This window comes from Tannockella kyphosi (genome assembly GCF_021054785.1).
GTDB classification, from domain to species: domain Bacteria; phylum Bacillota_I; class Bacilli_A; order Erysipelotrichales; family Coprobacillaceae; genus Tannockella; species Tannockella kyphosi.
Genome location: NZ_CP088239.1, coordinates 701092 through 715331, shown reverse-complemented (window position 1 = coordinate 715331; position 14240 = coordinate 701092). Strand labels below are relative to the sequence as shown.

At 35.7% G+C, this 14240-nt stretch carries 15 protein-coding genes and 1 pseudogene; 2 read left to right on the top strand and 14 right to left on the bottom strand.

The window, feature by feature from the left end:
* Positions 1-8 precede the first annotated feature (8 nt).
* The 11 genes and pseudogenes from LRR82_RS03750 to LRR82_RS03700 all read right to left on the bottom strand — a co-directional run bounded on the left by LRR82_RS03750 (position 9) and on the right by LRR82_RS03700 (position 9469).
* On the bottom strand, positions 9-1778 hold the full coding sequence (locus LRR82_RS03750) for a CHAP domain-containing protein (RefSeq protein ID WP_318031846.1): 1770 nt from the start codon (positions 1776-1778) through the stop codon (positions 9-11).
* 10 nt (positions 1779-1788) lie between these two features.
* Positions 1789-4179 carry a VirB4-like conjugal transfer ATPase, CD1110 family gene (locus tag LRR82_RS03745; RefSeq protein WP_249030189.1) on the bottom strand — a complete coding sequence of 797 codons (2391 nt, stop codon included), beginning with the start codon at positions 4177-4179 and terminating at the stop codon, positions 1789-1791.
* Positions 4094-4531, bottom strand: a complete 438-nt coding sequence (locus tag LRR82_RS03740; protein WP_249030188.1) for a PrgI family protein — start codon at positions 4529-4531, stop codon at positions 4094-4096. The genes LRR82_RS03745 and LRR82_RS03740 overlap by 86 nt, the downstream gene beginning before the upstream one ends.
* Positions 4532-4544: 13 nt before the next feature.
* Positions 4545-5408, bottom strand: a complete 864-nt coding sequence (locus tag LRR82_RS03735; protein WP_249030187.1) for a VirB6/TrbL-like conjugal transfer protein, CD1112 family — start codon at positions 5406-5408, stop codon at positions 4545-4547.
* An 11-nt stretch (positions 5409-5419) separates the two neighbouring features.
* Positions 5420-5632: a Maff2 family mobile element protein gene (locus LRR82_RS03730; RefSeq protein WP_249030186.1), complete on the bottom strand. Its 213-nt coding sequence runs from the start codon at positions 5630-5632 to the stop codon at positions 5420-5422.
* A gap of 160 nt (positions 5633-5792) precedes the next feature.
* Positions 5793-6623: pseudogene (locus LRR82_RS03725) on the bottom strand (VirD4-like conjugal transfer protein, CD1115 family); the annotation flags it as partial.
* Between the two features lie 23 nt (positions 6624-6646).
* The gene (locus LRR82_RS03720; RefSeq protein WP_249030185.1) at positions 6647-6826 is read right to left on the bottom strand and encodes a transposon-encoded TnpW family protein; all 180 of its coding nucleotides are present in this window, start codon (positions 6824-6826) and stop codon (positions 6647-6649) included.
* Positions 6827-6896: 70 nt separating this feature from the next.
* Positions 6897-7736: an ATP-binding protein gene (locus LRR82_RS03715; RefSeq protein WP_249030184.1), complete on the bottom strand. Its 840-nt coding sequence runs from the start codon at positions 7734-7736 to the stop codon at positions 6897-6899.
* A 19-nt stretch (positions 7737-7755) separates the two neighbouring features.
* The gene (locus tag LRR82_RS03710) at positions 7756-8502 is read right to left on the bottom strand and encodes a phage replisome organizer N-terminal domain-containing protein (protein WP_249030183.1); all 747 of its coding nucleotides are present in this window, start codon (positions 8500-8502) and stop codon (positions 7756-7758) included.
* 142 nt (positions 8503-8644) lie between these two features.
* Positions 8645-9037 (bottom strand): hypothetical protein, encoded by a 393-nt coding sequence (locus tag LRR82_RS03705; RefSeq protein WP_249030182.1) that lies wholly within the window; start codon positions 9035-9037, stop codon positions 8645-8647.
* Between the two features lie 135 nt (positions 9038-9172).
* Positions 9173-9469 (bottom strand): glycine zipper family protein, encoded by a 297-nt coding sequence (locus LRR82_RS03700; protein WP_249030181.1) that lies wholly within the window; start codon positions 9467-9469, stop codon positions 9173-9175.
* A gap of 69 nt (positions 9470-9538) precedes the next feature.
* Between LRR82_RS03700 and LRR82_RS03695 the strand changes: the two genes are divergently transcribed.
* Positions 9539-10435, top strand: a complete 897-nt coding sequence (locus LRR82_RS03695; RefSeq protein ID WP_249030180.1) for a tyrosine-type recombinase/integrase — start codon at positions 9539-9541, stop codon at positions 10433-10435.
* On the top strand, positions 10435-11523 hold the full coding sequence (locus LRR82_RS03690; protein WP_249030179.1) for an IS91 family transposase: 1089 nt from the start codon (positions 10435-10437) through the stop codon (positions 11521-11523). Before LRR82_RS03695 ends, LRR82_RS03690 begins: the two co-directional genes overlap by 1 nt.
* A 331-nt stretch (positions 11524-11854) precedes the next feature.
* On the opposite strand, the gene LRR82_RS03685 is transcribed toward LRR82_RS03690, so the two are convergent.
* From LRR82_RS03685 to LRR82_RS03675, 3 genes are all read right to left on the bottom strand, one after another.
* Positions 11855-12154, bottom strand: a complete 300-nt coding sequence (locus LRR82_RS03685; RefSeq protein WP_249030178.1) for a hypothetical protein — start codon at positions 12152-12154, stop codon at positions 11855-11857.
* Between the two features lie 154 nt (positions 12155-12308).
* Positions 12309-13766 carry a MobQ family relaxase gene (gene mobQ, locus LRR82_RS03680; RefSeq protein ID WP_249030177.1) on the bottom strand — a complete coding sequence of 486 codons (1458 nt, stop codon included), beginning with the start codon at positions 13764-13766 and terminating at the stop codon, positions 12309-12311.
* A 169-nt stretch (positions 13767-13935) separates the two neighbouring features.
* The gene (locus tag LRR82_RS03675) at positions 13936-14235 is read right to left on the bottom strand and encodes a hypothetical protein (RefSeq protein ID WP_249030176.1); all 300 of its coding nucleotides are present in this window, start codon (positions 14233-14235) and stop codon (positions 13936-13938) included.
* Positions 14236-14240: the final 5 nt, after the last annotated feature.

Below are 14240 nucleotides of genomic sequence, written 5' to 3'. Positions count from 1 at the left end.
GCCTTTCTTTAATTCATTAGTCCGTATCCCATGATGACGGAACTATTTAAGTCATAATCTTTTATTTTGCAAGCATCACCCGAATTGCCCTCAACAGTATATAAACGACTTCCGTCTGTACCGATAACGATACCCACATGGTTTGCACTTCCATCTCCATCCCAGTCAAAGAAGATTACATCACCCGGAGCAATATCTTCATAACTACTGTCTGCCCATCTGCCATTGGAACTAAAGTATGGAACACCTTGACTTTGACAAGCTGCAAATTTAGGCTCGCTATAACCTGCTTGATTTAATGTCCAAGAAACAAAGCAAGCACACCATTCCACACGACTGCTAAAGCCATACCAAGACCAATAAGGCTGTCCGCCAACATTGCCAACTTGTGCTAATGCAATATCTACAATATCTTGATTACCAGTTCGTACACCATCAACAAATACAACCCCACTTAAATCTGTGGACGGAGTTCCATCACTAGAGCCACCACCAAACAACAAAGGTTTGTTACCACTCGTTTCTAGGTAAACATTGTACATTTCAAGTTCAGAACTAGAGAGTGAGCTATTAGCAATACTATCAATCCCAATATTTTCAAGAGTGACATTTAAAATATAATAGTCATAAGGAACTTCGACTTCATATTCGTAGGTTTCCACTATGATATTTCCATAATCATCTATGGTAGTATTCGTTCCAGTTCTTGTTTCTGTTCGGTATCGAACTTCAATTTCTTGAATAAGAGTTAAGGTGTACTGGCTATTAAATATTTGCTCAATTTGACTTTGCACTTCACTCGCTGTAAATGTCTGAAAAACTGCTGTAAGATACGATGCAAGTTGATGTGGATCATGTGCAATGTTATCTAAGTCATAACGATATTCGTCATAATCGGGATAATCCGTTTCTATGTTGTTTATCTGTAACTGCAAATTACTTTCAAGAGCTGTGTAGTTATCATTAGTAGCAATTAGTTCTGCATCATCAGAAGTGTAAGAAGTTGAAACTGTATTGGAAATTGCACCTTGAAACACCAATGATACCGAAGAAACCATAGCACCAATTAAACCTGCTACTAGAAGAATAGCTAATATAATCAATAGCACTTTTGGATCTTTTAATACAGCACCCACAGCTTGAACAACTTTGTCTGCACCTTTTTTCACAGCACTTGTTGTAGCACTTGCAGTTTGTTGTGCTGTCTTTTTCCCACCTTGACTAGCAAGATACTCTTTTTTAATAGCTCGTTTTTGTTGCCATTTAGAAATAGAATTGGTTGTTGCATTGGGATTTTCTTGCATTTTCTTTTTGTATAAATAGTCAACATCAGCATTTGCCGATTTTCTTTCAGCCTTTGCGTGTTCTCGATAAGGTTTTAACTTTTGGCTATGATAACTGTTTTGTACTTGTCTTGCTGAAAATTCACCTGCTTGTTCTGCTTTATGTGCTGCTTCTACGCTCACATTATCGTTTTCATATTCACTCATTTTACTATGCACATTAGACTGCAAAGCAACAGTTGGAGATTGATTTGCGATATGTGTGAGCTTTGAGGGTGGTTTCACTTTGTCAACTTCCTCAAAATGCAAACGCACCTTTGTTTTGCCAGTAGCTTCATCAAAAGTGCGTTGTTTAACTTTTATTTTCTTTTTAGGGATATTTGCGTGTGCTTTATCCAATTTATCAGCCATTTTTTCAGATTTATGAATAGCTTTTTCAAGGAATGGATCAGCACGCTCTTCTTCGGTAAATTGTAGCCTTGATTTTCGCTTCATAGAACACCACCTATTCTACTGAGGTTTCAACCAACTTTGTGGTCATAATCTTGTAAAGCTCTGTATCTTGTGGGAACTTATCTACAAAAGGCAAGATAACATTTCCGTAAAACAGAAGTCCTTCACCAACACCACTACCAGTTACATAAGAAAGTTGATGTGATGAAATATTTAGTTGCTTTGCAAGAATTTCTCTATCGCCTGCTGCTTGATTAAGCATATACACAAAGTCAGAGTTTTCAAAGATATTCTCAACTTCTCGTGAAGATAAAAGGTCTTTAACATTTTGTGTAATAGCTGTCGGAATACCACCCCATTTTCTAAATCGTTTCCAAATCTCAACACTGTATGCTGCTGTTTGTTCTTCTTTTAGGAGCAAATGGAACTCATCCATATAGTAGCGAGTAGATTTCTTTTCAGCTCTATTTTTGGTAACTCTATTCCAAACTTGGTCTTGTACAATGAGCATACCTAATTTTTTAAGCTGTTTACCAAGTTCCTTAATATCGAAACACACAAGACGATTTTCAATATCTACATTGGTACGATGATTAAATACATTTAAGCTACCAGTAACATAGATTTCAAGAGCAGAACGAATATGCTTTGCTTCTTTTTCTTCCTGCTTGCCAAGAGCATTATATAAATCTTCTAAGATAGGCATTTTAATAGGGTTAGGATCAGCAAGGTATTCGGTGTAAATACTGGTTACACATCGGTCAATGATTGATTTTTCTACTGGTGTCAATCCGTCTTTCCCTCCAACGATCAGCTCACAAAGAGAAAGAATAAAATCACTTTTTAATGCAAGTGGTGAGTCATCTTCGGAATAGTTAAGATTAATATCCATTGGGTTAATATATTGGTTACTTGTGGGTGAGATTTTAATAACCTGTCCATTTAATCGCTGTACCAATGAGAAATATTCTCCTTCGGGATCACACACGATAATATCATCATTTGTAATCAGAAATACATTGGTAATTTCTCGCTTGGCTGAGAATGATTTACCTGCACCGGGAGTACCTAAGATAAGTCCATTCGGGTTTTTCAGTTGTTTTCTATCCACCATGATAAGATTATTAGATAGAGCATTTAAACCATAGTAAAGTGCTTCGCCACCCGATTGGAACAACTCCTGCGTTGTAAATGGAACAAAGATTGCTGTGCTTGTGGTTGTCAAACTTCGTTGAATAGGGATAAGGTTTTGTCCCAATGGAAGTGAGGACATAAAGCCTTGCTCCTGCTGATAATCAAGTTTAATAAGTTGACAGTTATGTTTGTTGGCAATACCACTTGCTTGTAGCATGGTGTTATCAAGTGTTTTCTTGTCATTCGCTGAGTTGACAATGGTAAATGTGATAAGGAACATTCTTTCATTCCTACTTTGTAAGTCGGCAAGGATTTTGTTCGCTTCCACACCATAAGTAGCAAGGTCTGTTGGTAAAATATCCATATCATATCCCGATCTAACAGCTTTTTTCTGTTCCTCAATTTTCATACGTTGCAAATCCGTCAGTTTTCGCTTGACTGTCTTAATAGCTTTCATTTGGTCTAGCGACTGAATGTGCATGGTACAAACTAAATTACTTTCGATTTCTAGGAAGTCGGATAATACACGATCATTGAGTTCGGGAGCTAACACTTGTAAAAATGATGCTGTTGCAACTTTATCTCCAGTTTTAAATGTATGCTTATCTTTAAACTCAAATGAGGACGGAGCAATAAAATCTTTGACATTCAAGCCACTTGGAGCAAGCCATTTCCAGTCAAAGAAAAAAGGCTCGTTGCCATCCATTCTAAGAATATTATGGAATAACTTCAATCGTTCTTTCCCATTCAAAGAGTAGGTGCGTACCCCTAATTTCTTAAACTGATTTTTCAAGTCATTTTCAATTCGTTCTAATCGAGGTTTGGCAATTTTGATATTTTCAGCATCAATACCAAAGGTTAGATATTTTGTTTTTGTAAGTCCATTGTTACCACGAGAGAGTTGATTGTGTAGCATATCTGCATATTCAGTTCTGATACTATCAAATTCATCTTTTTGTGGAGCAATGAAAATACTGTTTTCATATTCACGAATACTTGCTGTGCTATTTACAAAAGATAGCTGAAATTTAATGGAGCTATCAAAGTAGTTGAGAAAATCACACCACCCATCAAAGATAGCTGTCTTATCCTCATTTTGAGCAATCTGATAGTTAATATCTGAAAATTGCAATGTCTTAGTATATAAGGTATCTGTCACACGACAAATTCCATCTGTAAACATTCTATCAAATGGAATAGAGTCTTGTGCTGATTTCACACCTTTAGGCTTGTTTCTTGCTCTTTCTAGTGCTTGATTTAGATGTTTTTGTTCTGCACGAGTTAGTTTGCGTTTTTTGTTGTTTGACAATTTCTGTTACCTCCTTATCTAGTTTGTCTTGCCTTTCTAAAATGTTATAGAAATTATCCGTCATGTAAGGTCGTTTTTTAGGGTTTGCAAATCTTACATTGTAATAGTTTTTTAGGATAACTTCCAAGGGTTGGTTGTGCTTTTCATACATTGCAAACATGAACATAGGGAACATGACAAACATCATAAGTAAAACTGCTGTACTTGTCCCTACAAAGTCTTTCGTAAGAAAAAAGACTGGTACTCCTACTACACCTGCAATAGAAAAGCATATAAGTTGTCGTTTCGTAAGGTTAAACATGACCTTCGTTTTGACATTAGATAAATCTTTTGGGATTGGCACATAAGCCATTGTTTACACCTCCTTAATGTGCTGAGAAAATTGTTTTTGATAGTGTTCCAGTCTTGAAAAGTGCAAAGCAAAGTAAGACTGTATAACCTACACAAGTCCATATAGCAGCAAATGGTTCACCACTAATTACAATAGACTGCACGAGAACAGCATAGATACCAATACATACCATAATGAGGAATGCTTGGAATGCTAGTGCAAGCATAGATTTAATATAATTTTGTCCGATATTCCATTCTTTGCAAGTCATGGTAGCAAGTGGAATTGGAGCAAGAGAAGTCATAAGATAAATTTCAATCATACGACCATACACAATAATGAAAATGCAAATAGTCAAAATGTTCATACAAAAACCAATTAAGAAACTTTGTAAATACAAGCCGAGTAAAGCACCTATATTCATAGCTTCTAAAGAAGTTCTAAAGGTATCTAAATTATCTACACTAACACTGGTATCGGTGATAATTACTCCTGCTGCACTATTAACCACACTTTGTGATACATCAAATATTCCCATTACTATCGGGAATGTATTGGTCACAATCGTAACTGCAATAAAGGTTTTCATAATCCACTTGAAAATATCAGACGGTGGAAAGTCGTTTAAATTATTTCTGTCGATAATCATTTGTATAAGCTCGTAGGTCATAACAAATGTTAAAATTAGTCCGGCAATAGGCATGATAACGGAATTCGATAAGTTTTGGATCAAGGAAAAGACACCACTGTTCCATGCCGATGGTGTCATTCCTACTTGACTTGCTACACTGCTAACTTCTGCATTTACTGTATCGAACATCCCCTCAACATTACCCATAATGCCGTCAATGAGCAGAGCCTGCATCCACTCATTGATTGCTTCTAGGATTGAGTCCATATAGTCTTACCTTAAAATAATGTGCTTAAAATTGGTACAAGTGTTGTGCCGATAAGTGCTACGCCACCACCAGCCATGAGTTGTTTCATACCTTGTGACTTTGCACCGGGATTATCATTACCATAACCTTCTAGTAAGTTGATAACACCCCAAATACCAAGACCTGCACCAAGTGCGATAACTAATGTTTGTAATACTGTAACTGCTTGTGTAAAAAATGCCATAATTTATTTCCTCCATAATTTTATTTGTTTTTAGTTGTTTGTTTAAAAGTTTGCATTAAAAAAGCTACTATCCGTAGACAGTAGCAAAAGCCTATACAATCATAGGCATCACCCCCTTAAAATTTAGTTATATATAAAAAACGCCACCATAAAGTAGTGTTTATTGCTGTGTTTCTAAGTTTTGCAAATCGTAACTTTCAAAAACATCATTTGCTTTGAGCTTTAGTTTTGTTGATAAAAACTTCTCTATGTCAAAGGTATTTCTCTTATCAAAATCAGATAAATACTTGTAATTAGGGTGCTTGGTAATATCGTATTTGTTGCTAAAGAATGGTCGAACACCTCTAAGCTGAAGAACGCATTTTCCACCATCCATAACAGCTAGTTCATCCATACTCATTAGCTCTTTACCAAGCTTCTGATAATTCAATCCATAACTTCGTTGTGTACCTCTTGTATCAGAAGTGTTGTAACTATCAATGGTTTCTTTTCCCATTGTTTCCGTTAAATCTTTGAGTGTTGTTTTTTCCTTACCACCCAAGAAAACCATGCTATCGCAGTTGCCGATTATTGTGTCACTATTATCCTTATACAAGGCTTTTAATTGTGACTGTGCCTGCAATACAAGACAAGCTGAAATCTCACGAGAACGGATCGTTGCCATTAACTTTTCTAAGTTTGGTATCTGTCCAATATTGGCACATTCATCAATCAAGCAACGCACATGAATTGGAAGCCTACCACCATATACATCATCAGCTTTATCACAAAGTAGATTGAACAGTTGGGTATAGCACATGGATACAAGAAAGTTGAACGTAGCATCGGTATCACTAATGATGATAAAGAGTGCTGTTTTTTCATCACCTAATTTATCTAATTCCAATTCATCATATTCTGTAACATCTCGTAATTCTTTTATATCAAATGGAGCAAGTCTTGCACCACATGAAATAAGAATTGACTTTGCTGTTTTACCCGATGCTAATTGTCAAGGGCTTTTTAATCACTAAGCTAAATTTTCTTGTAATTATCACAATCAGCTAATACCATTCGCTTGATTTTATCAGCTAGTGTTTCGCTAGTCTTTTGATTGAAATGCACATTGACGTTGTAGGTAATTCCACCAATTTTATGGGAGAATGTACCTTGTGGGGGAGAAGTGGTCACTGGTTTTGCTGTTTGTTCTGTCATATAGTCTGCTCCTTTCTAAATTTGGGCATAAAAAAATGGCTCTTACTGATTTTGTAGTCAATAAAAGCCATTAGCCTAAGATTTCTTTCAGTTTATTCAATTTTTCGGTTGCTCTGTCCTTGCGTTTGCTCTCGCCCTCGAAGAAGATAGGCACGCACATCTCTAGCACTCGGTCGTATATGCGTCTGTAATCGATCTGTACGCTCTTGTCTTGCATTTCTGATAGAGATAGGTTAGTTGTCACGATTAAGGGCTTAGAAGCGATATAACGGCTGTCTATGACGTTATAAATCTGTTCTAAGGCAAATGAGGTATCTCGTTCCATTCCAAAATCATCAATAATGAGTAGGCTGTTTCGATTTAACCTTTGGATATATTCGTTTTTATCTATTTTCAAGTTCATCATATCAGCAAGGATAGTTCCAAAGTTCGTAACGCATACGGATATTTCCTTGTCGATCAGTGCATTGGCAATGCACCCAGCGACAAAACTTTTACCAGTACCAATATTTCCCCATAGTAGCATACCAACATTGTTTGCCTTGATATGCTCGAAATTAGCAACATATCCTTTTGCAATATCAATCTGCTTGCTTTGGGTGGTATCATTGTCAAATATCCACTCCAATATCTTTTTATCTCTGATACCTTGCGAACGAAGTCGGTCTACTGTCTGATAATGTTTTCTTAAATCCTCTTGTCTGCGTTCTTCTTCAATTTCCTTGGAACGACACTCACAAGGGATAGGCACTGTATCTTTCCCATCAATAAATGGCTTGTCAAATCGTTTTTGTTTGGGTGTGTGGCATTTACCACAATACATAAGGCTATCAACCTCATTCAGATAGTCCGTAGGTTCGCTATTTGCCTTTTCTATGCCATTTACTACGGTTTTAATATATTTCTCCATTTTTCAATACTCCTTTGCGTTATAGGCTCTTATTTTCGTCATATTCATAGGTGCGTGGTGCGTTCTTGATGTTTGCGTTCTTTTCCATATCTTCCTTTGCCCATTTGCGTATGGTGGCAATATGGCTGTTGTAAGTCTTGCCAGTACTTGCCATATATTCGCTTAGCTTCTCAATGTACTTTTGATAGAGTGAGGGTAGTTCTTGTTTTAATCGCTCCAGTTCTTCATCTGTCAATGAAATATTTTGATATTTTCCATAAATCTGTGTGTGATGTCCCTTTTCTAACTCTCTCTCTTTCTCTAACTCTATCTCTATCTCTTTCTCTCTCTCTATCTCTGGTGGACATTTGTCCAAGATAGGGGTGGACATTTGTCCACCTAACTGTTTTTGCTTAATATTTCCGTTTCTAGCACGTCTTTTTCGTTCTCCCTCTGTGGAAGATTTTCCAATAAAAAGCTCGATGTTACTCATGTAAAATGTGCTATCTTCAAGAATTTCTACAAGTCCTAATTTCTCATATATCTGCAATGCTCGTTCGATAGTTCCTACTTGTTGTCTTGTAATCGTTGCTATCATTTGAGCATTGTAGGGGATATGGTCATCTAGTTGTAGCTTGCCATCGTGTTTAAGCGACTTTAAATACAGTTTCAAGAGGATATATGAATAGAGTATTCCATCTTGCATACTCTCAAGTAAGATAATACTATCATCATCAAAATAACTTTCTTTTAGCTTGAGGTAGTAATATTTTCTATTGTCTGCCATTGGTTTTGTCCTTTCGTTTTTTACATACGAAAAGGACGAATCATCTTTGATCCGTCCTCTGCGTACTAATTAGCGTTATTTTGTTTATAATCTCTTATTTGTGGTCGTTTCTATTATGCTCATAATAGTAACATAGTGATTCTTATTCTTTTTCAGCAACTCGTTTATAAAAGAACCATGTTCCACAAGTTAGCGTTATTGAAACACATAACTGTAAAACAATATTTGGAAGTGTAAAATTATAAACGTTAGATACTTCTCCAAATTCTAATAAAAATCGGCTTCCAAGCCCAACAAAGGTAGCTGTTGAATTAAACGAAGCTACAAATATAATAGACTTTTGAGAAAACACCTTTGCTTCAAGCTTACCAAAATAATAATAAAATGCAATAGAATTAACAACTATCACCCATTGAATAATTTCCATTCTTATTGGATTCTCTTTAGTTAAGTTCACGAACGGAAACATACCACAACTTACAAAAGCTAACCCTATAAACACAAGTGCTATTATCCGTTTTTTCTTATCCTCCATGAAAAATGTCCTCCATTCATTATATAAAATTTACTCAACCTCTAATAAATTGTTACTTCGAGGTTATGTTTCTTAGCCTACTTAAAAGGGTAAGCAATCCCTTATACCGTTCAATGCTCATAATAGACGGTGAAATTATTTATCGTCATTATCTTTTTTATTCTTACTATGGTCAATAGTAGTTCCAATGACAATGCCTAACAACATACCTATGCCTGCACCAATAGCTAATCCAAAGATACCGATAGTTAATCCTAAAGTTGCTCCAGCTAACATACCGAAACTTATCCCATAGCTCAAATATTTATGTTCGTTATTTTTCATGATAACCTCTTTCCAGTATATAAATTTTATTCGTACTTCTTTTTTACGATGCATAAATATTATGCTCATAGAACTAAACCGCCTACGCGGTGGCTCTTTTCTTCTCATTCTACACGTTCTCCTTTAAAATGTAAATGTAGCAAAACTACAAATACAAATTTAAAGGAGATTTTTATTATGACACATGAAGAAGCATTGAAGAAACTGGAAACTGATATTCAATTAAGAGGAATGAGCCCTCATACCATGTTAGAATATCAAACAAAAGCACGAAAATTCCTACAACACTTCAATAAACCTATTGAAGAACTTTGTGAAAATGATTTTCGTATTTATCTTGAATATTTAGACAAGGAAGCGAATATTCAACCCTCGACTATGAATGTATACAATAGTGCTTTACGATTTTTCTTTGAAGTAACACTAGAACAAACACTTTGTTATCGAAGATTACCTCGCAAGAAAGATCCTATTAAAGTGCCTGTTGCGTTTACACGACAAGAAGTTTTATGGTTTTTAGAAGCAATCGATGACAGTACACGCTACAAAGCTATTTTTTCTCTAACTTATGGATGTGGTTTAAGATTATCTGAAGTTCGTCATCTCCGTATTAAAGATATTGATAAACAGCAGATGCGATTATTCGTTTATCAAGGTAAAGGGCAGCGAGATCGTTGGGTTCCTCTTTCTAAATTTGCCTACGATGATTTATGTACCTACTATCTTGAATATAAACCGAAACATCCAGATGGATATTTATTCTTAAATGGTATTAATGGCTGTGGTGATGCACCTATTTCTGAACGTGCTATTCAAGATGCTTTTAAACGATACCATATAAGAGGTAGAATTCCTACTTATGGAACGGTACATACACTTCGTCATAGCTATGCTACCCATCTTATGGAAGACGGTGTTAATGTATTCTACATACAGAAAATCCTTGGTCATGCCACTCTTTGGACTACCATGCGATATCTGAGAATTTCAATGACCGATGTTATGAAAACTAAAAGCCCTTTAGACAAACTTATGGAGAAAGAAACCAAAAGAAAGTCCAAAGGTAATAAATAATGGAAATACAAGATATCTTTCTTGCTCATATGCAAGACTATTTAATCTCCCATCATCCATCCAATGTTCAGTATAAAGCAATTCATGCTATTTCTGATTGTCGTACTGCAAAACTTGGTGGACATATGGATGTGTGTCCTAGTTGTGGCGAAGTCAGTCAATCCTATAATTCTTGTCGCAACAGACATTGTCCCAAATGTCAAACGTTATCCAAGGAAAAATGGATTGATGCTAGAAAAATGGATTTACTAAATGTTGGATATTTTCATGTGGTATTTACAGTTCCTGCTGAATTAAATACTACTATATATGCTAATCAACGTGATTGCTACAACCTATTATTTCGATGTGTAAAAGAAACATTAAGAGAACTCACTAGAGATAGTGAATATCTTGGTGCTGATATTGGTTTTACTGGAGTGCTTCATACATGGGGACAAAATCTTTCTTTCCATCCGCATTTACACTGTATTATTCCAGCTGGTGGTCTATCCAAACAAGGCTTTTGGATTAACTCCAAGAAAAAGTTTTTCTTACCTGTAAAAGTTCTATCACGTAAGTTTCGTGGTAAATATCTTGCATTACTAAAAGAATTGAAGCCCGATATTTCAAAGGATATATTGAATATTTGTTATAACAAAGAATGGATTGTTTACTGTAAGCCACCTTTTAAAACAGCAGCATGTGTAGTGGAATATCTCGGTAGGTACACACATCGAATTGCTATCTCAAATAACAGAATCCTAAAACTTAAAGGAGGAAATGTTACGTTTAAATGGCGAGATTATTCTGATTGTAACAGGTGGAAGGAAATGACACTTACTGCGATTGAATTTATCCGTAGATTCTTAATGCATATCCTGCCACAAGGATTCATGAAGATACGACATTTTGGATTTCTCTCTAGTCGTGGAAAACAATTAAAACTGCCACTTTGTAAAGCGATGACAAATACATTTACAGAAAGCAAAAGGCTCTCTACAGAGGAATTATTAATCAAACTCCTTGGTAGAAAACCTACTGTTTGCAAAAGCTGTGGATATGATGGAATAATCCGTATGGGATTAGCTCCTCCACTTACTGCCTAAACTGAATATTCGAAAGATCCCCATCTTTTTATAAAATCTGATTTAAGGTCAGGTTAGCTTTGCTATGCCCATTTTACTAAAAATCAGTATAAAAAGATAGGTTTCTCACTCATTTTTCTGATTTATAATACTGCTTATCCGTAAAATAGCATGGAGAAGATAATTGCTTTCCCCATAGTGTATCGGCTATTTCCGGCGGTTAAGTTCAATGACAGTTATCCAACCTTTCATTTAGGTTGAGACAAATTTAGAGAGTGCTTCAAAAAACGAAGTACTCTCTTTGTTTATCTAGAAAGCTCGGATAACTTACTACTCATAATAAATATACAAGTTATCGTTTATTGCATTTTTTTATTATTAATAAATTCAAAATAATTGTTATGACTATTAAAACTGGCATTGCAAAAGTTAATGCACCTAATGCGTCTATAACCAAAATCCATTCATCTCCATAACTTTTCATTAGTAGAATTTGGAAGTAGATAGACATTAAACATAGAGTAAAACTAACAATTGACAAGTATCCATTTATTCCGTTGAATTTTTCATCATACTTTTGTTGTATTAAATTTATTAATGGTAATAACCAAGCTCCTAAACCTAAAATAATACTTATGACAACATACATCATATTTTAACACCTCATTTCTATTATATAAATTCTGTACATTCTTTAGTAAATTCTATAAGCCAAGAAATTATGAAAATAATCTTTAACTCGTAAAAATTATACCATACCTTTGCACGAAAAGTCTATTGATAAAACACCCAAAAGCTGTCAACTTCTACAATGATGTTTCCGTCACTCGCTCTTTAGTTGGCTTTGGAACATCTGCACCAGTTCTTTCTTCTTCTAGTATCTTTTGCACCTTTTCGGCATTACCGATTTCTTGTTTTAATGCTTTCAATTTCCACTCGCACAAAGAAATATCTTGCATAAGAGAACTGTGTTCCTTTCTCCAATCTGATACACTAATTTTTCCTTTAGTATTTGCATATTTCTGCAATGAATTTGCGATTTCTTGCACACGTTCAATTTCTGTTCTATGCTTGCTATAAAACTGTTCTTTTGCCTTGCCTTTTAGGGAATTGTACTGCTTTATAGTAGGACTTAACTTTTGATATTCACTCCAAAGTTCTAATCGTTTATCAAGGTTTTCTATCTTCTTTTTAATACCTGCCTGCTCTCGTTTGATGGTATAAAAACTAGAGTTTAGCTCGCTGATTTTACTTGCAAAATCTTGCATTGTTTGAATGTTATGTGTCTGCATAAAGTTCCATACACTCACATTGGATTTAAGGTCTTTAAGGCTTTGATATTGATTTTTTACCACAACATTATTGGCTTGTAATTTATCCATAACAGAAGCTCTTACGTCTGCTTTTTCAAGGTCTAAAGGCTTGGCTTTTAATTCTCGTTGCCACTTCATAAGCCTTGAAATTCTCGCCCTAATTATCTTACTTTCCTTGTTATCCTCTGCAATTTGTCGGTTGATATTTCCTCTTTCAGTAACAATTCCTTTTTGCTCCATTTGGCTTGCCTGTACTCCTAGATGGATAGATGGGATTTGGTCAACACCTTGTCTTTCATAACTTCGGTGGTCGATACGTTCTCTGTATCCTAATTGTTCAAGGTAGAGATTGCAATGTTCACTCCAGTTTGCTCTCCAAAGTTCTGCATTGGTTTGTTCGTTCCAATCAGTAGTATCTTGTTTATGGGATTTCCAGTTACCACTTGCAAGTTTTATTCGCTGTCCGTTCTCGTCAAGGTCATAAATCTTGCGTGATTTTGCTCCCCATTTTCCATCTTGTTCTATAAGTCGCATAGTCAACATGATATGGCAATGAGGGTTGCTAGGGTCTTTGTTATGAATAGACAAATCAGCAATCATACCCTTTGAAACAAAGTTAGCATTGCAATAATCAATCATCATTTTTTTCCATAGATGTGAGGGGATTTCTTTCGGTATTGATACTTCAATTTCTCTTGCCAGTTGACTGTTTTTTGCCTTTTCAATTTTCTCTACTGCGTTCCATAAAGTGCTATGGTCTGTATACTCTTCAGGGGCATGAGAGGGTAGTAAAATACAACTGGAATAAATACCACCTTTGTGCGTGTAGTCATGCGTTTCTCCATCATATTCATTGGTTATTTTAGAGCCACTACGATATGCAGATGAAGCAACAGCAGACTTGCCTTTTCCTCTACTAATCACTTTGATTGCACAATGATAAATAGCCATAAGTTGCTCCTTTCGATTTATCAGACTTTATGAAAATGACTACACCTCGCAAGGTGTAGTCGGTTTCGTAAAGTACACTAGGGGTTTGGGGAGAGTAGCTCCCCATTGCATCGCAGAACGCACGCACCATTGTAAATGGTGTATAAGTGCGCCCTTGTAACCAAGGGAGTTATCCCACATTTTCGGTTTCCGTCATTTTACTAAGCAAATGTAATGCTCGTTCACTCTGCAATACTTGTTGCAAGAATACCTTTAACTGCTGATTAGTCAAGCTCGCTATTTGTGGGTTCATACTGTCTATAATTGCACCACGTTCAATCTTTTTGCGAGTACGTTCTTTGCGTTCTTTTTCTCGTTCCCTCGCTTGGTGTTTCTCTAATTGATGTTCCTGCTGTTTCTTCTGCACTTGTAAAATATTGATTTCTTCTTGGGTATCTTTGATTTGTTCTATGACTGATTTTTTTGCCATTTCTT